General features: G+C 71.6%; 17 protein-coding genes and 1 pseudogene. 9 read left to right on the top strand and 9 right to left on the bottom strand.

Annotated features, from left to right (window positions below):
- Window positions 1–29: 29 nt before the first annotated feature.
- Genes ACFYZQ_RS24910 through ACFYZQ_RS24900 form a run of 3 tightly spaced genes read left to right on the top strand, consistent with a single transcriptional unit; the run spans window position 30 to window position 3,368 of the window.
- The gene (locus ACFYZQ_RS24910; protein ID WP_389151627.1) at window positions 30–1,391 is read left to right on the top strand and encodes an FtsW/RodA/SpoVE family cell cycle protein; all 1,362 of its coding nucleotides are present in this window, start codon (window positions 30–32) and stop codon (window positions 1,389–1,391) included.
- Window positions 1,388–2,845 (top strand): penicillin-binding transpeptidase domain-containing protein, encoded by a 1,458-nt coding sequence (locus ACFYZQ_RS24905; RefSeq protein WP_389151624.1) that lies wholly within the window; start codon window positions 1,388–1,390, stop codon window positions 2,843–2,845. The genes ACFYZQ_RS24910 and ACFYZQ_RS24905 overlap by 4 nt, the downstream gene beginning before the upstream one ends.
- A gap of 43 nt (window positions 2,846–2,888) precedes the next feature.
- On the top strand, window positions 2,889–3,368 hold the full coding sequence (locus ACFYZQ_RS24900; RefSeq protein WP_389151621.1) for a DUF3291 domain-containing protein: 480 nt from the start codon (window positions 2,889–2,891) through the stop codon (window positions 3,366–3,368).
- Here ACFYZQ_RS24900 and ACFYZQ_RS24895 read toward each other — a convergent pair.
- Together ACFYZQ_RS24895 and ACFYZQ_RS24890 are read right to left on the bottom strand one after the other, a co-directional pair.
- Window positions 3,313–3,954, bottom strand: a complete 642-nt coding sequence (locus tag ACFYZQ_RS24895) for a Uma2 family endonuclease (RefSeq protein ID WP_389151619.1) — start codon at window positions 3,952–3,954, stop codon at window positions 3,313–3,315. The two genes, ACFYZQ_RS24900 and ACFYZQ_RS24895, sit on opposite strands and share 56 nt — an antisense overlap.
- 81 nt (window positions 3,955–4,035) lie before the next feature.
- Window positions 4,036–5,148, bottom strand: a complete 1,113-nt coding sequence (locus ACFYZQ_RS24890) for a ferritin-like domain-containing protein (protein ID WP_389151616.1) — start codon at window positions 5,146–5,148, stop codon at window positions 4,036–4,038.
- Window positions 5,149–5,272: 124 nt separating this feature from the next.
- Here ACFYZQ_RS24890 and ACFYZQ_RS24885 point away from each other — a divergent pair, with 124 nt between their 5' ends.
- The 4 genes and pseudogenes from ACFYZQ_RS24885 to ACFYZQ_RS24870 form a co-directional block, all read left to right on the top strand.
- Window positions 5,273–6,211, top strand: a complete 939-nt coding sequence (locus ACFYZQ_RS24885) for a diiron oxygenase (protein WP_389151614.1) — start codon at window positions 5,273–5,275, stop codon at window positions 6,209–6,211.
- Between the two features lie 44 nt (window positions 6,212–6,255).
- Window positions 6,256–6,915, top strand: a complete 660-nt coding sequence (locus ACFYZQ_RS24880) for a TetR/AcrR family transcriptional regulator (RefSeq protein ID WP_389151611.1) — start codon at window positions 6,256–6,258, stop codon at window positions 6,913–6,915.
- 10 nt (window positions 6,916–6,925) lie between these two features.
- Entirely contained in the window at window positions 6,926–7,228 is a 303-nt protein-coding gene (locus tag ACFYZQ_RS24875; protein ID WP_389151608.1) for a hypothetical protein, read from the top strand.
- Window positions 7,229–7,343: 115 nt separating this feature from the next.
- Window positions 7,344–7,952, top strand: a pseudogene (locus tag ACFYZQ_RS24870) (coiled-coil domain-containing protein); the annotation flags it as partial.
- Between the two features lie 83 nt (window positions 7,953–8,035).
- Here the strand turns inward: ACFYZQ_RS24870 and ACFYZQ_RS24865 are convergent.
- Genes ACFYZQ_RS24865 through ACFYZQ_RS24845 form a run of 5 tightly spaced genes read right to left on the bottom strand, consistent with a single transcriptional unit; the run spans window position 8,036 to window position 13,673 of the window.
- On the bottom strand, window positions 8,036–9,289 hold the full coding sequence (locus ACFYZQ_RS24865) for a styrene monooxygenase/indole monooxygenase family protein (protein WP_389151605.1): 1,254 nt from the start codon (window positions 9,287–9,289) through the stop codon (window positions 8,036–8,038).
- 32 nt (window positions 9,290–9,321) lie between these two features.
- Window positions 9,322–9,975, bottom strand: coding sequence for an ATP/GTP-binding protein (locus ACFYZQ_RS24860; protein WP_389151603.1), 654 nt, complete (start codon window positions 9,973–9,975; stop codon window positions 9,322–9,324).
- On the bottom strand, window positions 9,956–10,375 hold the full coding sequence (locus tag ACFYZQ_RS24855) for a DUF742 domain-containing protein (RefSeq protein ID WP_388801863.1): 420 nt from the start codon (window positions 10,373–10,375) through the stop codon (window positions 9,956–9,958). Before ACFYZQ_RS24855 ends, ACFYZQ_RS24860 begins: the two co-directional genes overlap by 20 nt.
- Window positions 10,372–10,869 (bottom strand): roadblock/LC7 domain-containing protein, encoded by a 498-nt coding sequence (locus tag ACFYZQ_RS24850; protein ID WP_388801860.1) that lies wholly within the window; start codon window positions 10,867–10,869, stop codon window positions 10,372–10,374. The genes ACFYZQ_RS24855 and ACFYZQ_RS24850 overlap by 4 nt, the downstream gene beginning before the upstream one ends.
- A complete protein-coding gene (locus tag ACFYZQ_RS24845; RefSeq protein ID WP_389151600.1) occupies window positions 10,866–13,673 on the bottom strand; it encodes a nitrate- and nitrite sensing domain-containing protein in 2,808 nt (935 codons plus the stop codon). Before ACFYZQ_RS24845 ends, ACFYZQ_RS24850 begins: the two co-directional genes overlap by 4 nt.
- A 384-nt stretch (window positions 13,674–14,057) precedes the next feature.
- Between ACFYZQ_RS24845 and ACFYZQ_RS24840 the strand changes: the two genes are divergently transcribed.
- On the top strand, window positions 14,058–14,846 hold the full coding sequence (locus ACFYZQ_RS24840; protein WP_389151597.1) for a protein phosphatase 2C domain-containing protein: 789 nt from the start codon (window positions 14,058–14,060) through the stop codon (window positions 14,844–14,846).
- Window positions 14,847–14,889: 43 nt separating this feature from the next.
- On the opposite strand, the gene ACFYZQ_RS24835 is transcribed toward ACFYZQ_RS24840, so the two are convergent.
- Complete coding sequence (locus ACFYZQ_RS24835) at window positions 14,890–15,381, bottom strand: MarR family winged helix-turn-helix transcriptional regulator (protein ID WP_389151594.1); 492 nt, start codon at window positions 15,379–15,381, stop codon at window positions 14,890–14,892.
- A gap of 257 nt (window positions 15,382–15,638) precedes the next feature.
- On the opposite strand from ACFYZQ_RS24835, the gene ACFYZQ_RS24830 reads away from it, so the two are divergent.
- Window positions 15,639–16,463 carry a lysozyme gene (locus ACFYZQ_RS24830; protein ID WP_389151591.1) on the top strand — a complete coding sequence of 275 codons (825 nt, stop codon included), beginning with the start codon at window positions 15,639–15,641 and terminating at the stop codon, window positions 16,461–16,463.
- A 159-nt stretch (window positions 16,464–16,622) separates the two neighbouring features.
- Here the strand turns inward: ACFYZQ_RS24830 and lon are convergent, their stop codons facing one another.
- Window positions 16,623–19,046 (bottom strand): endopeptidase La, encoded by a 2,424-nt coding sequence (gene lon, locus ACFYZQ_RS24825; protein WP_389151588.1) that lies wholly within the window; start codon window positions 19,044–19,046, stop codon window positions 16,623–16,625.
- Between the last annotated feature and the right edge of the window lie 26 nt (window positions 19,047–19,072).

The following is a 19,072-nucleotide window of genomic DNA, read 5'->3' as shown; positions in this document are numbered from 1 at the left end:
GGGATGCCGCATTTAGGTAAGTTCCGGACATGACCAAGGCCGGAACCACCGTGGCGGCGGCACAGTCCCGGGCGCCCGTCGTACCCCTCCCCCGGCGCCGAGGCATCGAACTCGCCCTGATCGTGCTGGCCGTCCTGCTGTCCGTGTACGGCTACTGCGCCGTCGGGCTGGCCAGGTACGGCGCCGTCCCGCCCGGTGCGGCCGGCTACGGAGCCGGGCTCGGCCTCCTCGCCCTGCTCGCGCACACGGCCGTACGGGTGCGGGCCCCGTGCGCCGATCCGCTCCCGCTGCCGATCGGCGTGCTGCTCAACGGTCTGGGCCTGGTGCTGATCTACCGGCTCGACCTGGAGACACCGGGCGACCGGGCGGCACCGGCCCAGCTCGTGTGGTCGACGCTGGGCGTGGCCCTGTTCATCGTGGTCGTCCTGCTGCTGCGCGACCACCGGGCGCTGCAGCGCTACGCCTACGTGTGCGTGGCCGCGGCCCTCGTGCTGCTGACGCTTCCGGTGCTGTTCCCGGCGGTGAACGGCGCCCGTATCTGGATCCGCATCGCCGGGTTCTCCATCCAGCCGGGCGAGTTCGCGAAGGTGCTGCTCGCGGTGTTCTTCGCCGCGTACCTGGCGGCCAACCGCACCGCGCTCGCCCACAGCGGCCGCCGTGTCGGGTGGCTGCTGCTGCCCACCGGCCGGGTCCTCGGCCCGATCGTCGCCATCTGGCTGCTGAGCGTCGGCGTCCTGGTCCTGGAGTGCGACCTGGGCACCTCGCTGCTGTTCTTCGCCCTGTTCGTGGTCCTGCTCTACGTCGCCACCGGCCGCACCGGGTGGATCGCGGTCGGGCTGCTGCTCGCGGTGCTCGGGGCGGGCGCGGTCGGCCGGCTGGAGCCGCACGTGCACGGCCGGGTCCAGGACTGGCTGCACCCGTTCGCGACGATCGAGGCCGGGCTGGGGCCGGGCCAGCTGGCGCAGTCGCTGTTCGCCTTCGCGGCGGGCGGGGTCGCCGGCACGGGGCTGGGCCTCGGCCACTCCACGCTGATCGGCTTCGCCACCAAGTCGGACTTCATCCTGGCCACGGCGGGCGAGGAACTGGGCCTGGCCGGCCTGTCGGCGATCTTCCTGCTCTACGGGCTCCTCGTGGAGCGCGGCTACCGGGCGGGCCTGGCGCTGCGCGACCCCTTCGGCCGTCTCCTCGCGGTAGGGCTGGCCTCGCTGGTCGCGCTGCAGGTGTTCGTGATCGCGGGCGGGGTGACGGGCCTGATCCCGCTGACCGGCATGGCGATGCCGTTCCTCGCGCAGGGCGGCTCGTCCGTGGTCACCAACTGGGCGATCGTGGCCCTGCTGATCCGGCTGAGCGACTCGGCCCGCCGGCAGTACGACGGGCAGGAGGCCCCGTGACGAAGCACATCCACCACGCCGCCGCCTTCTGCGTCCTGCTGCTGGCGGCCCTGCTGGTGAACGCGGCCCGCGTCCAGGTCGTCCAGAGCCGGTCCTTCGACGGCAACCCGGCCAACCGCCGCCCCGAGATCGCCCGTTACCAGCAGCCGCGCGGGAACATCCTGGTGGGCGGCGAGCCGGTGACCGGCTCGTGGGACAGCGGGGAGCAGCTGCGCTACGAACGCAGCTACCGGTACGGCCCGTTGTACGCCCCGGTCACCGGGTTCTCCTCGCAGCGGTACGGGACGACGCTGCTGGAGCACACCGAGGACGCGGTGCTGTCCGGCACCGACCCGATGCTGTCGCCGCTGCCGCTGTGGAACCACGTCGCGCGGGCCCGTAACGCCGGCGGGGACGTGGTGACGACCCTGAACCGGGACGCGCAGCAGGCGGCGTTCAGGGGGTTGGGGGCGCGCAAGGGGGCGGTGGCCGCGATCGAGCCGGCGACCGGCCGGGTGCTGGCGCTGGTGTCCACGCCGTCGTACGACCCGTCCGAGCTGTCCGGGAACGGCGAGGCGGTGACCTCGGCCTGGGCCCGGCTGGGCGACGACCCGGAGAAGCCGATGCTCAACCGGGCGGTGGGGCAGACGTATCCGCCGGGTTCCACCTTCAAGGTGGTGACCGCGGCGGCGGCCCTCGACGCGGGCGCGGTGCGGGACCTGGACCGCCGGACGCGCTCCCCCGACCCGTACACGCTGCCCGGCACCAGGACGAGGCTGACGAACGAGTCCGACGGCTGCCGGGACGCCTCGGTGCGGATTGCCTTCGAGTGGTCGTGCAACACGGTGTTCGCCAAGCTGGGCGTGGACACGGGCGCCGAGCACATGCTGGCCACGGCGCAGGCGTTCGGCTTCAACGACCGGCACGCGAGGATCCCGTTCCCCGTCGCGCCGAGCACCTTCGACCCGGGCGCGGACCGGGCGCAGCTGGCGCTGTCCTCGATCGGGCAGTTCAACACCCGGGCCACGCCGCTGCAGATGGCGATGGTCGCGGCGGCGGTCGCGAACGGCGGGCAGCTCCGGCCGCCGTACCTGGTGGAGCGGACCACCCGCAGGGGCGGTGAGACCGTGGCGGCGTACGGTCCTCGCCCCCCGCGGCTGGTGATGCGGCCGTCGACGGCCGCGCGGATGCGGGAGCTGATGACCGACGTGGTGCGGGAGGGGACCGGCGGCAACGCCGCGATCCGGGGTGCCACGGTCGGCGGCAAGACCGGCACCGCCCAGCACGGCGTCGGCAACTCCGGTGTGCCGTACGCCTGGTTCGTCTCCTGGGCGCAGGCCGACGACGACCTGGAGCCGAAGGTGGCGGTGGCGGTGGTGGTGGAGGACGCCTCGGCCGACCGCGGTCACATCAGCGGCGGCGGTGACGCGGCGCCGATCGCGAAGGCGGTGATGTCGGCGGTTCTCGGTCTGTGAGACGGGGGTGACGGTCGCCGAGTGACCGACCTAACGTCCGATCATGACCGCATCCGCCGCGTACGAACTCGCCCAGGTCAACATCGCCCGCCTCAAGTACCCGCTGGACTCACCGCAGTTGTGGGACTTCGTCGACGCGCTCGACCCGGTGAACGCGGTGGCGGACGCAGCCGACGGGTTCGTGTGGCGGCTGCAGGACGAGTCCGGCGACGCCACCGACATCCCGGTCCTCGGTGACGACTGGCTGATCATCAACATGTCGGTGTGGCGGGACAAGGACGCGCTCACCGCGTTCATGTACCAGGGACGGCACCGGGAGTTGCTCGCACGGCGCCGGGAGTGGTTCGAGCGGGTGTCGGAGGCGATGGCGGTGCTGTGGTGGGTGCCGGCGGGGCACCGGCCGACCGTGGCGGAGGCGGAGGAGCGGCTGCTGCATCTGCGCGCCCATGGGCCGACCGACTACGCGTTCACCCTGCGGATGTCGTTCCCTCCGCAGGAGGTGCAACCGGCGGTCGGCGGTTGATCGCGGTGAGGTCGATGGTGAGGGGGAACGGGACGGTCAGCTTCAGTCGGTCATGGTGGATGCCGGTGCTGACGTACGTGTTCGTGGCCGGATCGAGTTCGTAGGTGTAAACCACCGGTAGGCCGTTGCCGCCGTCCTCCACACGCCAGAAGTACGGAATGCCCGCCGCCGCGTACTTGCGCGGCTTGGCCTCTCGGTCTCGTTCCTCCGAGTCCTCGGAGACGACTTCGACGGCGAGGACGACGGCGTCGGAGTGGTGCCAGGTTTGGTGCGGGCCTGTATCGGCGTCCGCACGGTACACCAGCACGTCGGGCTCCGGCCGGTTGCGCCGGTCGAGCTTGACGCTGAACTCCCGGTCGACGTCGTACGCGTCCGGCGCCTGGCTGAGCAGGGCATACTCCAGAAGCCGGATCGTACGCAGGTGAAAGCGGGTCTGCGGACTCACGAAGACGAGGCTCCCGTCGATCAGCTCCGTGTGCGGAGGAAGGTTCGGGAGCCGGTCCAGGTCGTCCGCCGTCCAGCCGCCCTCCGGCGGACGGGGCCACTCGTAGTCCTCGTCCAGCCCGTAGTCACGCGCGGCGCTCATGATTACTCCCATGGGGCGGAGTCTGCCTGGCACAGCCAGCGTACCCAGGCGAATATGCCGATACGTCCGTCAATCGAGTGATCACCCGCCGAGGCATTGACCTTCCTCGATGGCCTCCTCCACCTCAGCCACCCGCTCCCGCTCCTCCGCCGCGAACCGCTCCGCGTCCAGCTTCTCGGCGATCTCCTCGTCCTGGGCCATCAGCAGGTCCAGGTTGGAGTCGCCCATCTCGAAGACGCCCATGTCGACGTAGGCCTCCTGCAGGCGCTTGCCCCACAGGCCGATGTCCTTGACGCAGGGCACGATGCGGCTGAAGAGCAGCTGGCGGAAGAGGCGGAGGAACTCGGAGCGCTCGCTGAACTCCTCGGCCTCCGCCTTGGGGATGCCGAAGTTCTCCAGGACCTCGACCCCCCGCAGGCGGTCCCGCATCAGATAGCAGCCTTCGACGACGAACTCCTCGCGCTCGCGCAGTTCGGCGTCGGTGAGCTGCTTGTAGTAGTCCCGCAGGGCCATCCGACCGAAGGCGACGTGCCGGGCCTCGTCCTGCATGACGTAGGCGAGTATCTGCTTGGGCAGCGGCTTGTCGGTGGTGTCCCGGATCATGCCGAAGGCGGCGAGCGCGAGGCCCTCGATCAGTACCTGCATGCCGAGGTAGGGCATGTCCCAGCGGGAGTCGCGGAGGGTGTCGCCGAGCAGGGACTGGAGGTTGTCGTTGATCGGGTAGAGCATCCCGATCTTCTCGTGCAGGAAGCGGCCGTAGATCTCGGCGTGCCGGGCCTCGTCCATGGTCTGGGTCGCGGAGTAGAACTTGGCGTCCAGGTCGGGGACGGACTCCACGATCCGCGCCGCGCAGATCATCGCGCCCTGCTCGCCGTGCAGGAACTGGCTGAACTGCCAGGAGGCGTAGTGCTTGCGCAGTTCGCCCTTGTCCTTGTCGGTCATCTTCGCCCAGTACGGCGTGCCGTACAGGGTCATCGCCTCGTCAGGGGTGCCGAGCGGGTCGTGGGGATCGACCTCGAGGTCCCAGTCGATGCGCCTCTGCCCGTCCCACTGCTTGTCCTTGCCCTTCTGGTACAGGGCGAGCAATCGGTCGCGGCCGTCGTCGTACTCCCAGCTGAAGCGGGCGGCGCCGCTCGCCGGCACCTGCCAGTGCGGGTCGCCCGAGTCCATGGCGTAGAGGTCGTAGGTCGGCATGTTGGCAGGCTCACACGTAGACGCCGAGTCAACAAGAGGCGTGCAGGGGATTGACGCGCTTGCTGACAAGCAGTCTCATAAGTGCCGCAGGGCAAGTGACTCCGGGCGACGAGGTGGGACGGCCATGACGACGGTGACGGAAGGCGAGGCGCTCGCGGGGCTGCGCGACGCGCTCGGCCTGCTCAAGGACCGGGAGCAGGTGGCCGAGCGGCTGCTCGCCTCTTCCGCCAGGCACTCCTTCGACCCGGACGAGGAGCTGGACTGGGACGCGCCCTTCGAGGAGGGGAAGTGGTTCTGGCCGCCGGAGCTGGTGTCGCTGTACGGCACGCCGCTGTGGCGGCGGATGAGCGAGGAGCAGCGGATCCTGCTCTCCCAGCACGAGGCGGCGGCGCTGGCCTCGCTGGGTATCTGGTTCGAGATCATCCTGATGCAGCTGCTGGTCCGGCACATCTACGACAAGGCGGCGACGAGCGCGCACGTCCGGTACGCGCTGACGGAGATCGAGGACGAGTGCCGGCACTCCAAGATGTTCGCCCGGCTGATCTCCCGGGGGGACGCGCCCTGGTACCCGGTGAGCCGGGCCCACCAGCACCTGGGGCGCCTGTTCAAGACGATCTCGACCACGCCCGGCTCGTTCACTGCGACGCTGCTCGGCGAGGAGGTCCTGGACTGGATGCAGCGGCTGACCTTCCCGGACGAGCGGGTGCAGCCCCTGATCCGGGGTGTCACCCGCATCCACGTGGTCGAGGAGGCCCGCCACGTCCGCTACGCCCGTGAGGAGCTCCGCCGCCAGATGGTGACCGCGCCGCGCTGGTCCCAGGAGTTCACCCGGGTCACCTCCGGCGAGTTCGCCCGCGTCTTCTCGGTGGCCTTCGTCAACCCGGACGTGTACACCAACGTGGGCCTCGACAAGCGGGAGGCGCTGGCCCAGGTGAAGGCCAGCGCCCACCGCCGGGAGGTCATGCAGACGGGGGCGAAACGGCTGACGGACTTCTTGGACGACATCGGGGTGCTGCGGGGGGTCGGTCGACGGCTGTGGAGGTCGTCGGGGCTGCTCGCCTGAAGAGGCCCCCGGCTTCAGCGTTGCAAGCGATTACGCTGCGGTGCATGACCCCGGAGGCCGCCCCCACTCCCGCCTACCGTCGGCTGAGCGTCGAGGAACGGCGCAGTCAGCTCCTCGACGCCGCGCTGTCCCTCTTCGCGCACCGGGCGCCCGAGGAGGTGTCGCTGGACGACGTGGCGGAGGCGGCGGGGGTCTCGCGTCCGCTGGTGTACCGGTACTTCCCGGGCGGCAAGCAGCAGTTGTACGAGGCCGCGCTGCGCTCCGCAGCCGACGAGCTCGAGCAGTGCTTCGACGAGCCCCGCGAGGGTCCGCTCCTGCCCCGCCTGGCCCGCGCCCTGGACCGGTACCTGGCCTTCGTGGACGAGCACGACGCCGGTTTCAGCGCCCTCCTGCAGGGGGGCAGCGTCGTGGAGACGTCCCGGACGACCGCGATCGTCGACGGTGTGCGCCGGGCCGCCGCCGAGCACATCCTCAGCCACCTCGGCGTCACGGAACCGGGTCCGCGCCTGCGGATGACCGTCCGGATGTGGATCACGGCCGTGGAGGCGGCCTCCCTCATCTGGCTCGACGAGGACAAGCAGCCGCCCGTCGACGAGCTGCGCGACTGGCTGGTGGAGCAGTTCGTGGCCGTGCTGACGGTGACCGCGGGCCGGGATGCGCAGACGGCGGAGCTGGTCACGACGGCCCTGGCCGGGGATGCCTGACACTGGTCCCGTGAAGAGTCAGGACACCCCCTTCGAGGGCGGACCCATGGACGGGCGCGTGCTGCCCGTGCTGCTGGGCATGACGGGCCACCCCCCGAAGACGTACCGCATCCCCGTCCCGGACCCGGACGGCGGCCCGCCCACCGTCCTCGTCTACCGGCGGGTGCCCCGGGAGCAGAGCAGGCGCACGGGGCTGGTGCGGGGATGGAAGTACACGTACGACCCGGAGGCCGGCCCGGGCGGCGGCATCCGATGGCCCTGGTCCAAGCCCGACGCCGGCCGGTCCGGTGGGCCGGACGACGCCGACGGGTGAAACCGTTGCGCCGAACGGCGCACACCTGTTGCACGGCTCGCGTGCGCCCGCCTCATGCTCGCGGTGCGGAAATACGAATGGCGGATCGTCCGCCTACCGCACCGGAGGTGATGCCGTGTCAGGAAGACTTCTGCGCCTGGTGTGTACGGCCACGGTGGCGGCCCAGGCCGTCCTCGTACCCGCGCCCACCGCGTCCGCCGTCCCGCAGCCCCCGCGGACCGTGGTCGAGATGCTGACGGAACTGCAGCGGCTCTACCGGCAGACCGAGCAGGCCACCAGGACCTACGAGAGCACCGGGGAGCAGCTCGAACGGCAGCGCGCCGAGGTCGACCGGCGGGAACGGGAGCTGGCCCGCGCCCGCCGCGCCCTGTACGACAGCAGGAGCGCGGCGGGCAGGCTGGCCCGGCAGCAGTACCAGAGCAGCACCGCCATCTCCCCGTACGTACGCCTGCTGCTGGCCCGCGACCCGCAGCACGCCCTCGACGAGGGCCATGTGATCGGACGGCTGGCACGCGAGCGGGCCAGGACCCTGGCCCGGCTCGCGGACAGCGAACAGCGCAGCGACCGCCTGGCCCGCCAGGCCCGCGAGGCCCTCGACGTACAGCTCACCCTCGCCGCGCAGCGCGGGAAGGCCCGCGACGACGTACGCCGGCAACTCACGGAGATCGAGAAGCTGCTCGCCTCCCTCACCCCGGAACAGCTCGCCGGGCTGGGCAGGCCGGAGGCCGCGCCCGGCCCCCTCCCGGGGCCTGCGCCCGGCCCCCTTCCCGAGCCTGCTTCCAGCCCCCTTCCGGGGCCGGACGGCCCCTAGGCTCCCGCCACCGCGGCGAGGTACGCCTGGGTCTTCTCCGGCTCGTAGAAGAAGTTCTCGAAGTCCGCCGGGTCGTTGAAGGCGTTGGCGAAGCGGTCGGCGACCGGCTGGAGCTGGCCCGCGGCGCCGATCAGGTTGAGGATGTGCTCCGGCGGCGGGGCCAGCATGGCGTTGGTCCACTTGGTGACGTGCTGGGCCGTCTGCCAGTAGCGGTCGAAGGTGGCCTGCATCCACTCCTCGTCGAAGGGCTTGTCGCCCTGCTCCAGGATGGAGGCGAGGTACGCGGCGGCGCACTTGGACGCCGAGTTGGAGCCCTGGCCGGTGATCGGGTCGTTGGCGACGACGACGTCGGCCACGCCGAGGACCAGGCCGCCGCCGGGGAGGCGGCCGATGGGGTTGCGGACGGTCGGGGCGTAACGGCCGGCGAGCGTGCCGCCCGCGTCGGTCAGCTCGACCCGGGTCGCCCGCGCGTACTCCCAGGGCGTGAACTTCTCCATGAGTTCCAGGGTCAGGGAGAGGTGCTCCGCCGGGTCCTTGACGCCCTTGAAGACGTCCAGCGGGCCTCCGGGTATGCCCTCCCAGAACAGGATGTCGGCGCGGCCGGAGTTCGTGAGCGTCGGCATGACGAACAGCTCGCCGACGCCGGGGACCAGGTTGCAGCGGACCGCGTCGAACTCCGGGTGCTCGGGACGGGGGCCGAGGCCGTGCACGTACGCCACCGCCAGCGCGCGCTGCGGCTCGCTGTACGGGGACCGCTCGGGGTCGCGGCCGAACATGGACACCAGCTCGCCCTTGCCCGCCGAGACGAGCACGAGGTCGTACGTACGGGAGAAGTAGTCGAGGTCGGAGACCGCCGCGCCGTGGATGACGAGCTGGCCGCCGCGCTGGGCGAACGTCTCCATCCAGCCCGCCATCTTCACCCGCTGGTCGACGGACTGCGCGTACCCGTCGAGCCTGCCCACCCAGTCGATCGCCCGCTGGGTCGGGCCCGGGTCGTGCGAGCCGGGGGCGGCCACCGAGACGCCGAGTCCCTCGATCTTCGGGGCCTGGGACTCCCAGAAGTTCAGCTGCAGGTCGCGCTCGTGCTGCAGCGCCGTGTGGAACATGCACTGCGTGGACATGACCCGGCCGGAGCGGATCTCGTCCGCGGTCCGGTTGGACATCAGGGTGACCTCGTACCCGTGCGACTGGAGGCCGAGGGCGAGCTGGAGACCGGACTGGCCGGCCCCGACGACGAGTATCTTCCGCATGCGGGTGGTGCTCCTAGATTGCTTTTCGGGTGCTACTCGGGGGTTTCGTCGAGCGCGTGGCCCACGAGTGCCAGCAGGGTCTCGATCACCGAGATCCGGCGGCGCGCGTCCATGATCATGACAGGTATGTGTGCGGGGACCGTCAGCGCCTCGCGCACGTCCTCGGGCTCGAACAGCTCGCTGCCGTCGAAGTGGTTGACCGCCACCACGTACGGCAGCCCACAGCTCTCGAAGTAGTCCAGCGCGGGGAAGCAGTCCCGCAGACGGCGGGTGTCGGCCAGCACGACGGCGCCGATCGCGCCGCGCACCAGGTCGTCCCACATGAACCAGAACCGCTGCTGGCCCGGCGTGCCGAACAGGTAGAGCACCAGGTCGTCGTCGAGCGTGATGCGGCCGAAGTCCATGGCCACGGTGGTGGTCAGCTTGCCGGGCGTGGCGGTGAGGTCGTCGGTCTCCTCGCTCGCCTCGGTCATCAGCGCCTCGGTCTGCAGGGGCGTGATCTCCGAGACGGAGGTGACCATCGTGGTCTTGCCGACCCCGAAGCCGCCCGCCACGACTATCTTCGTCGCGATGGGGGCCCGGGTGCGGTCCGTCTGCCAGGACTTCAGGTCCTCGTCGGGCTCGGCGAGGGGGGTTCCCGGGGTCTGCCCGTAGGGGGCGACGGCGTCAGAGACGGCGGAGTCCATTCAGCACCCTTTCCAGCAGTGCGCGGTCCGGCCGGCCGGCGCCGTGGTTCGTTCCGGTTCCGTACACACGGATCTTTCCCTGGTCCGCGAGGTCGCTCAGCAGGACGCGGACCACGCCGAGCGGCATCTTCAGCAGCGCGGCGATCTCGGCCACCGTGCGCATACGGCGGCACAGTTCGACGATGGCCCGCATCTCCGGCATGACCGCGGAGAGCGGAGCACTCGTCAGCTCCTTGCGCTCCTCGGGGGCCTCGATGGCCGCCGTGGTCGCCACGAACGTCTCCACGAGCAGGACGTGGCCGAAGCGGGTACGGCCGCCGGTGAGCGAGTAGGGGCGGACACGGGCGGGCCTGCGGTCTCCGCCGCGGACCGGGAGCTTGTTCGGCGTGCTGCTGCTCATCGAGCGCTCCCCGTCGACTCTGACTCCATGGACTTACGGAGCTCGCTGCGCAGCTCGGGCGTCAGGACGTGGCCGGCGCGGCCGACGAAGAGCGCCATGTGGTACGCCACCACGCTCATGTCGCACTCCGCGGAGCCGTGCACACCGAGCAGCGAGCCGTCGCTGATCGACATCACGAACAGGCTGCCCTCGTCCATCGCGACCATCGTGTGTTTGACCCCGCCGAACCCCATCAGCTTCGCGGCGCCGACGGTGAGGCTGCCGATGCCGGAGACGATGGTGGCGAGGTCGGCGGAGGAGCCGCGGGGGCCCTTGCCGGGGCGGGCCTGGCGGGCCTCCGCCGCGGCGGCGGGATCGGAGGACAGCAGGAGCAGGCCGTCGGAGGAGACCACGGCGACGGACTGGATGCCGGGGACTTCCTCCACCAGGTTGGTCAGCAGCCAGTGCAGGTTGCGGGCCTCCCTGCTCAGTCCGAAGGTACTGGGCGCGGTCAACTGCTTGCCTCCTCGACTGTGCCCCCCGTGGCTTCTTCGGTTGTGGCGGCTTCCGCCTCTACGTGGCGGTAACCGGCTTCCGCGCCTTGGCGGAAGCCGCCGAGCCTGCGGCGCAGGGCTTCGGCGTCTACGGAGCCACTGCGCCTGCGGGGTGCCTGTGCGGGTGCGCTGATCTTCGGGGTGCGCTTGGGCAGGCCCTTGGCGGTGAGTCGCTCTTCGTCGTCCGTGCGGGTGTGTTCTTGCGGCGCCCCGGCCTCGGCTCCGCCTTCGGCCGGGGCGTTCCCACCCGCACCACCCGTGCGGCTTTCGTGCGCCGGTGCGGGTGGCCCCTGTGGGGGCGCGACGCCGTCGGCGGCTGCGGGTGCGTGGGTGGGTGTGGGCGCCGGGGGGCCCTGCCTCGCCTTGGGGCCGTCGGCGGCCTGGTGTTCGTGGGTGGCCTCGGGTTCGGGGGCCGGGGTGGACTGCAGGTCCGGGAGCAGCAGTTCCATCGTGCTCTCCGCGGGGGTCTCGGGGATCTCCCCCGGGGCCCGCTCGGCGGCCTCGTGTACGGGTTCCGCCGCGTCCGGGGAGTTCCGTACCGCCCGCTCCGCCAGGGTCACCAGCGGGTCGCCGCCGGTGTGGCGGCCGTGCAGGATGTTGGAGTTGGCCTCGGCGTCCGCGCCCGGCAGGGAGAAGGTGTGGGTGCCGCCCGCGACGGTGGGCCCGGGCACGGCCGCCGCCGGGGGCTGGGACAGCAGGGGCACGGGCAGCACCACGACCGCGGCCACTCCGCCCTGCTTCTGCTCGCGGAGCTGGACGCGGACGCCGTGGCGGTGGGCGAGGCGGGCCACGACGTACAGGCCGAGGCCGAGGCCGTCCTCGCCCTCCTGGTCGTAGGGCGACTCGGGATCGAAGTCGGCGAGGCGGGAGTTGAGGCGCTCCAGGCGCTCGGTGGTCATGCCGATGCCCTCGTCCTGCACGGAGAGCATGACCTCGCCGCTCTCCAGCAGCCAGCCGGAGACCTCGACGGGCAGGTCCGGCGGGGAGAACGAAGTTGCGTTCTCCATCAGTTCGGCCAGCAGGTGGGAGAGGTCGTCGGCCGCGAAGCCCGCCACGTGCGCGTGCGGGGGCAGGGCGGCGATGCGGACGCGTTCGTAGCGCTCGATCTCGCTGACCGCCGCCCGGACGACGTCGACCAGCGGGACCGGGCCCGGGTGCTGCTGGACGTGCTCGGTGCCCGAGAGGACCAGGAGGTTCTCGCTGTGGCGGCGCATGACCGTGGCGAAGTGGTCGAGCTTGAAGAGGGTGGAGAGCCGCTCGGGGTCGTCCTCGCGTTCCTCCAGGCCCTCGATGACCGCGAGCTGGCGTTCCACCAGGCCGAGCGTGCGCAGGGCGAGGTTGACGAAGGTGCCGCCGATGCTGGTGCGCAGCCGCTCGAGCTGGGCGGCGGAGTCGGCGAGTTCGGCGCGCAGTTCCTCGCGGGCGTCGGCCATCTTCTGGCGCTGGCCGACCAGGTGCCTGCGGTCGGTCTCCAGGGTGGTGATGCGCTCCTGGAGGGCGGCGGCGTGCGCGTGCAGGGCGTTGACCGAGCGGACGACCTGGGCGAACTCGTCGTTGCGGCCGGTGAACTTGACCGGTTCCTCGGTGGTGGGGTCCGCCGCCTCGGCCAGGCGGGCCGAGCCCCGGCGCAGTACGGACAGCGGGCGGGTGAGGCTGCGGGCCATCGCGGTGGCGATGCCGACGGCCACCAGCAGCAGGGCGCCGAGGACGGCGATCCGGATCTCCAGCGCGGTGACGTCGTCGTCCCGCAGCTTGGCGAGGTCCTTGGTGCGGTGGTCGTAGAGGGCGGACTCCACGCCCCGCATCAGGTCGACCCGGGCGGACAGGGCCGCGTCCAGCTTCTTGGTGCTGGTGGCGAGGTCGTCGTCGCTCAGCGTCGGCTGGTCGGTGAGGGACGCCAGGTACTTCTCGGCGGAGTTGACCTCGGGGCCGGTGACCGTGGAGTCGTACGAGGAGACGGCCGGCTTCGGCGCGGTGTCACGGAAGTCGGCGAGGGCGGCGTCCGAGCGAATCCTGGCCTGCTGGGCGGCGGCGGCGAGGGCGTCGCGCTGCTTCTTCTCGGCGCCCGAGGCGGTGGTGGTCGTGGTGGGCAGGCCGGTGGTGGGGCTGATCACCGTCTGCTCGCTGGAGGGCACGTCGAGGGCTGCCACGAGCAGGCCGCGGGCGGCGGCGGCCTGCTGGACGGCGGAGTCCAGCTCGGCGAGCGCGTACGCGCCGGAGCCGGCCCGCGGGGGCGTCTGCTCGGCCAGTTGCTCTGCGAGCCGGTGGAGTTCGGTGATGGCGGCGGAGTAGGCCTGGTGCGCCTCCAGGGCCGTGCTCTTGCCGGTGAGCGCCGACCGGCGTACGGCCGCTATGCCGTCGAGGTCCATCCGCAGCGAGTGGGGGAGGTCGGTGTCGGCGCGCAGGTCCTCGGTCTGCCGGTCGACGCGGGCGCTGCGCTGCTCGGAGGGCGCCTGGGACTTGGGGCGGCCGGCCGCGACGTAGGCGGTGACCTCATCGCGTTCGTCGGCCAGCGAGTGGGCGAGGGTGAGGGCGTCCTGGGTGCCCTGCGCGAGGGTCACCAGGTCCTGGGAGTCGCTCAGCTCCCCGGAGGCGGTGAGCAGGGAGGGGACTCCGGCCCCGGCTATGGCGGCGGCCACCACGGCGACGGCGACTATGAGCCGGTTGCGTACGTGGGTGGGGCGGCCGGTGCCGACCGGGGTGCGCTCGGCGTCCCCTCCCGAGGCCGTCTGGTTGCCTGTGCGCCGAGGCCGCGTCTTCTGCACCGGTGCTCGCATTCCTGAACTCGTCTACCCATGGGCCCGGGTGGCGCCCCGTCACGTCGGCGCGAGTGGTGCCCGCACCCGGTACGGTCCGTCCCCCGACCCTCCCAGTGCCGGTGGTCAGTGGTCGCGCATCACTTGGCTCGCCACCCAAAGGAGTGAACATCGGTTGGGAGTTGGCGGGCAAGTTCCTCCGGTGTGTGCGCAGGCCCCCCGCGGTGGGCCGGTTGGACGCGGACGGCAGGCTTTGGCAGGATTCGCCACCACGCCTTCCCGGAGCACGCCATTCCAGCCCAAAACAGGCGTCTGACCTGCGAGGTGGCGGGAATTCCGCGATCGTTGCCAGCCTTTCGCGGACGTTGTGAAAGGGTCGTGCAGACTGGCCGAATGCGTACTGAACTCGTTTCGGAACCGGGTGACGCGAGCCGCCCCAACGAGGACTTCGCCGCGGTCGGGCTACCGGCCTCCGGGCAGGGCGGTTGTGTCGTCGTCCTCGACGGTGTGACCCCGCCGAGGGACGGCGCGGGCTGTCTGCATTCCGTCCCCTGGTACACCGCGCGACTGGGCGGTGCGCTGACCGAACTGGCCGTTTCGCACCCTGATCTGACCCTGCCGGAGATACTCTCCCGGGCGATCCGTCGAACGGCCGACGCACATTCGGCCACCTGTGACCTTTCTCACCCGCGCACCCCCCAGGCGACGGTGGTCCTGGCCCGCTGGACCCAGGACACCCTGGACCACCTGGTCCTCTCGGACTCCGCCCTGCTGCTGCGGTCCCCCGACGGCACGGTCACCCCCGTCCTGGACGACCGGCTGGACCGGATCCCCCGCGCCTGGCTGGCGAGCGAGGCCGTCTGCGACGCCAGGGCCCGCAACAAGGAGGGCGGCTTCTTCACGGCCGCCGCGGACCCGGAGGTCGCCGCCCGCGCGGTCACCGGCACCCTTCCCCGGCACGAGGTGCGCGCCCTGGCCGCGCTGACGGACGGCGCGACACGCTGGGTGGAGAAGTTCCGGGAGGGCGACTGGACGGCCCTGTTCGACGTCATCCGCAAGGAAGGCGCACGGGCACCGGTCGACCGCGTACGGGAACGGGAGACGGCGGACCGGGAGGAACGGGCGTTCCTCGGGCGCGGCAAGACGCACGACGACGCGACGGTGGTGTACGCGGAGCTGTGAGGCGGCCGCTCCCGGCGGCCGCCCACAGTTGGGGGGGGAGGCCCTACTTCTCCGTGGTCCCGTTCAGCTCGTGCAGCAGCCGTGCCAGTTCGGCCACCTCGCGCCGGTCCCAGTGCGCGAGCTGGCTGAGGTACCTTGCGCGGCGGGCCTCCCGGACCTTGCCCACCCGGCGGCGGCCCTCGTCCGTCAGGCTCACCAGCCAGGCCCGCCCGTCCGCCGGGTCGGGCTCGCGGGCGATGAGCCCCAGCTCCTCCAGGGCGCGCAGCTGGCGGGACATGGTGGCCTTGCCGACCCCGATGTAGGCGGCCAGTTCCGTGGCGCGCTGGCTGCCGTGCTCATCGAGGCGGACGAGGAGGCCGTACGCGGCCGGCTCCAGGTCGGGGTGGACCTCGCGGGCCATCTCGCCCTGCTTGGCGCGGGCGCGCCGCAGGAACACCGTGAGCTCGCGCTCCAGTGCCAGGAACTCCTGGTCCGCACCGCTCGGCGTCACCTCGGCGGCGACGGGTTGTCCGCCGCCGTTCGCGTCCTCGTGCACGTCAGCACCTCTGCTCGGGTTTCCCGGTCCTGAAAGTTTTTGCCGGGCCTCGTCGTTGCCGCAGCTCTCCAAGTATTTCGCAGGCGTAGACCAACGGCGGTATCCGGACCCTCTTCCACGCCGTCATCTACGTGCGTAGCTTCATGAACAGGCCCCTAGTGGCATGCCCACGCCAGCAGATCGATCAGTGGGTCCGCCCGTGGGTCCCCCCCATTTCTCCCCACTCCCCCACCCCCTCCTCGTCACGGAGGCGCGTCATGTCCGTGTCCAGATCCGGTTCCATCCGCCCGCGCGCTCTCACGGCCCTCGCCGCCGCCCTGCTCGCGGCCCTCTCCCTCACCCTCCCCCTGTCCACCGCGCACGCCGCGAGCGCTCCCGCCCGCGGCACCGCCCACATGGGCATGGGCGTCCTCGCCCACGACGGCCGGGCCGGCAGCCCCGCCCCCACCGCCGTCACCCGGACCGAGGGCGTCGACGTCTCCGCCTACCAGGGCAACGTCGCCTGGTCGACCCTGTGGAACAGCGGCGTCAGGTGGGCGTACACGAAGGCGACGGAAGGCACGTACTACACGAACCCGTACTTCGCCCAGCAGTACAACGGCTCCTACAACGTCGGCATGATCCGCGCCGCGTACCACTTCGCGACCCCGGACACCACGAGCGGAGCCACCCAGGCCAACTACTTCGTCGACCACGGCGGCGGCTGGTCCAAGGACGGCAGGACCCTCCCCGGCACCCTCGACATCGAGTGGAACCCCTACGGCGCCGCCTGTTACGGCAAGTCCACCAGTGCGATGGTCGGCTGGATCGCCGACTTCCTGAAGACGTACAAGGCGCGCACGGGACGGGACGCGGTCGTCTACACGGCCACGAGCTGGTGGAGCCAGTGCACGGGCGGCTACGGCGGCTTCGCGTCGAGCAACCCGCTGTGGATCGCCAAGTACGCGTCGGACCCGGGGACGCTCCCGGCGGGCTGGGACTTCTACACCATGTGGCAGTACACCTCGTCCGGACCGACGGTCGGGGACCACGACAGGTTCAACGGGGCGCTGGACCGGGTGGTCGCCCTCGCGAACGGCTGACGTCGCGGATGACGTGACGACTGACCTCGCGGATGACGTGACGGCTGACCTCGCGGATGACGTGACGACTGACCTCGCGGATGACGTGACGGCTGACGTCGTGGCGAAGGCCCGGGCCTCCCTCACGGGACCCGGGCCTTGCCTCTCCGGTCGCGTCCGTCACGCCGCGGCCGGAACCTCGGGCGTCGCGTCGCTGGTCGCGGGCGTGAGCGCCAGCTCCAGGACCTGGCGGACGTCGGTCACGGTGTGGACGTCGAGCTTGTCCAGCACCTCGGCCGGGACGTCGTCCAGGTCGGGCTCGTTGCGCTTGGGGATGATCACGGTGGTCACCCCGGCGCGGTGGGCGGCGAGCAGCTTCTGCTTGACCCCGCCGATGGGCAGGACGCGGCCGGTCAGCGAGACCTCGCCGGTCATCGCCACGTCCGTGCGGACCAGTCGGCCCGACAGCAGCGACGCGAGCGCCGTGGTCATCGTGATGCCGGCGCTCGGGCCGTCCTTCGGGACCGCGCCCGCCGGGAAGTGGATGTGCACGCCCCGGTCCTTCAGGTCGGCGACGGGCAGCTCCAGTTCGGCGCCGTGACTGCGCAGGAAGCTCAGCGCGATCTGCGCCGACTCCTTCATCACGTCGCCGAGCTGACCGGTGAGGGTCAGGCCCGCCGCGCCCGTCTCGGGGTCCGCGAGGGACGCCTCGACGTACAGGACGTCACCGCCCGCGCCGGTCACCGCGAGGCCGGTCGCCACGCCCGGGACCGCCGTGCGGCGCTCGGCCGGGTCCTGGGCGGACTCGGGCACGTGGTGCGGCCGGCCGATCAGGTCCCGTAGTTCGCCGTCGGTGACGGTGAACGGCAGCTCCCGTTCGCCCAGTTCGTGCTGGGCCGCGACCTTGCGCAGCAGCCGGGCGATCGACCGCTCCAGGTTGCGCACGCCCGCCTCGCGCGTGTACTCGCCGGCGAGCTTGCGCAGCGCGCTCTCGTCGAGGGTGACCTCGTCCTTGCCCAGGCCCGCCCGGTCGAGCTGGCGCGGGAGCAGGTGGTCGCGGGCGATGACGACCTTCTCGTCCTCGGTGTAGCCGTCGAGGCGGACCAGCTCCATGCGGTCGAGCAGGGCCTCGGGGATGGCCTCCAGGACGTTGGCGGTGGCGAGGAAGACCACGTCCGACAGGTCGAGTTCGACCTCCAGGTAGTGGTCCCGGAAGGTGTGGTTCTGGGCCGGGTCGAGGACTTCGAGGAGGGCGGCCGCGGGGTCGCCGCGGAAGTCCGAGCCCACCTTGTCGATCTCGTCGAGCAGGACGACCGGGTTCATCGAACCGGCCTCCTTGATCGCGCGGACGATCCGGCCGGGCAGCGCGCCGACGTACGTACGCCGGTGGCCGCGGATCTCGGCCTCGTCGCGGACGCCGCCGAGGGCGACCCGGACGAACTTGCGGCCCATGGCGTGCGCGACGGACTCGCCGAGGCTGGTCTTGCCGACGCCTGGCGGGCCGACCAGGGCCAGTACGGCACCGCCGCGCCGGCCGCCGATCACGCCGAGGCCGCGGTCGGCACGCCGCTTGCGCACCGCCAGGTACTCGGTGATCCGCTCCTTCACGTCCTCCAGGCCCGCGTGCTCGGCGTCCAGGACGGCCTTGGCGCCCTGGATGTCGTACGCGTCCTCGGTGCGCTCGTTCCACGGCAGTTCGAGGATCGTGTCGAGCCAGGTGCGGATCCAGCTGCCCTCGGGGGACTGGTCGCTGGACCGCTCCAGCTTGTCGACCTCCTTCAGGGCCGCCTCGCGGACCTTCTCGGGCAGGTCGGCGGCCTCGACGCGGGCGCGGTAGTCGTCGGACTCCTCGCCGTCCTTCTCGCCGTTGAGGTCGCGCAGTTCCTTGCGGACGGCTTCGAGCTGGCGGCGCAGCAGGAACTCGCGCTGCTGCTTGTCGACGCCCTCCTGGACGTCCTTGGCGATGGTCTCGGCGACGTCCTGCTCGGCGAGGTGGTCGCGCAGTTGCTGGGTGGCGAGCTTCAGGCGGGCGACCGGGTCGGCGGTCTCCAGCAGCTCGACCTTCTGGTCGGTGGTCAGGAACGGCGAGTAACCGGCGTTGTCGGCGAGCGCGGAGACGTCGTCGATGGCCTGGACGCGGTCCACGACCTGCCAGGCGCCGCGCTTCTTCAGCCAGGTGCTGGCGAGGGCCTTGTACTCCTTGACGAGTTCGGCGACCTGACCCGGCAGCGGGTCCGGCACGCTCTCGTCGATCCTGGTGCCCTCGACCCACAGCGCCGCACCCGGCCCGGTGGTCCCGGCACCGATCCGCACCCGTCCGCGGCCGCGGATCAGGGCGCCCGGGTCACCGTCGGCGAGCCGGCCGACCTGCTCGACCGTGCCCAGCACACCCGTATTGGCGTACGTCCCCTCGATGCGCGGCACCAGCAGCACCTTGGGCTTCCCCGGCTCCGACCGGGCGGCGGCCTGCGCGGCCTCCACCGCGGCCCGCACCTCGGAGTCGCTCAGATCCAGCGGGACCACCATCCCGGGCAGCACGACCTCGTCGTCGAGGGGCAGCACGGGCAGGGTGAGTGGTGTGGACGCCGTGGACTCAGCAGTCATGATCTCCCCTTAGGCAGTCAACTTGA

It is taken from the genome of Streptomyces sp. NPDC001843, from assembly GCF_042891955.1.
In the GTDB taxonomy this organism is placed as follows: Bacteria; Actinomycetota; Actinomycetes; order Streptomycetales; family Streptomycetaceae; genus Streptomyces.
Note: the sequence above shows the minus strand (reverse complement) of the source record. Positions and strands in the feature narration are given on the sequence as shown.

Excerpts from the sequence above, each read along its gene's own strand:
- ACFYZQ_RS24910 (WP_389151627.1), top strand. The coding sequence starts at position 30 with ATGACCAAGGCCGGAACCACCGTGGCGGCGGCACAGTCCCGGGCGCCC.
- ACFYZQ_RS24900 (WP_389151621.1), top strand. The coding sequence starts at position 2,889 with ATGACCGCATCCGCCGCGTACGAACTCGCCCAGGTCAACATCGCCCGC.
- ACFYZQ_RS24895 (WP_389151619.1), bottom strand. The coding sequence starts at position 3,954 with ATGAGCGCCGCGCGTGACTACGGGCTGGACGAGGACTACGAGTGGCCC.
- ACFYZQ_RS24890 (WP_389151616.1), bottom strand. The coding sequence starts at position 5,148 with ATGCCGACCTACGACCTCTACGCCATGGACTCGGGCGACCCGCACTGG.
- ACFYZQ_RS24885 (WP_389151614.1), top strand. The coding sequence starts at position 5,273 with ATGACGACGGTGACGGAAGGCGAGGCGCTCGCGGGGCTGCGCGACGCG.
- ACFYZQ_RS24880 (WP_389151611.1), top strand. The coding sequence starts at position 6,256 with ATGACCCCGGAGGCCGCCCCCACTCCCGCCTACCGTCGGCTGAGCGTC.
- ACFYZQ_RS24865 (WP_389151605.1), bottom strand. The coding sequence starts at position 9,289 with ATGCGGAAGATACTCGTCGTCGGGGCCGGCCAGTCCGGTCTCCAGCTC.
- ACFYZQ_RS24860 (WP_389151603.1), bottom strand. The coding sequence starts at position 9,975 with ATGGACTCCGCCGTCTCTGACGCCGTCGCCCCCTACGGGCAGACCCCG.
- ACFYZQ_RS24855 (WP_388801863.1), bottom strand. The coding sequence starts at position 10,375 with ATGAGCAGCAGCACGCCGAACAAGCTCCCGGTCCGCGGCGGAGACCGC.
- ACFYZQ_RS24840 (WP_389151597.1), top strand. The coding sequence starts at position 14,058 with ATGCGTACTGAACTCGTTTCGGAACCGGGTGACGCGAGCCGCCCCAAC.
- ACFYZQ_RS24830 (WP_389151591.1), top strand. The coding sequence starts at position 15,639 with ATGTCCGTGTCCAGATCCGGTTCCATCCGCCCGCGCGCTCTCACGGCC.
- lon (WP_389151588.1), bottom strand. The coding sequence starts at position 19,046 with ATGACTGCTGAGTCCACGGCGTCCACACCACTCACCCTGCCCGTGCTG.